We start from the raw sequence: 372 nt of genomic DNA on the forward strand, positions 1-372 counted from the left end.
TGGACGCGCAGGCGTTTGAGAAGACACCGGTGGCCGGCGGCGCGCGCGTGACGCTGGGCGATGCCTCGCGCACGTTCGACTGGTCGGGCGCGACCAAGAAGGATGGCGTGGCGAGCGGCGCGGTGGAACTGCCGTGGCCCGCTGCCGGCACGACTGGCACCTTGCAGGTCGAGCAGCAGGGCTCGGGCCGTCCCTGGGCCACGGTGCGGGCGATGGCCGCCGTGCCGCTGCGCGATCCGGTGGCGGCGGGGTATCGCATCAAGCGCACCGTGACACCGGTGGAGCAGGCCGTGGCGGGCAAGTGGTCGCGCGGCGACTCCTATCGCGTGCGGCTCGAAGTGGACGCGCAGGCGGACATGACCTGGGTCGTGG

The 372-nt window shown here is 73.1% G+C and carries 1 protein-coding gene; it reads left to right on the forward strand.

From position 1 onward, the window contains the following. A partial coding sequence (locus AB4Z42_RS28490) for a hypothetical protein (RefSeq protein WP_442012596.1) occupies positions 1 to 372 on the forward strand: 372 nt, incomplete at both ends.

This window comes from Mycobacterium sp. 2YAF39, assembly GCF_052114565.1.
Classification (GTDB): domain Bacteria; phylum Actinomycetota; class Actinomycetes; order Mycobacteriales; family Mycobacteriaceae; genus Mycobacterium.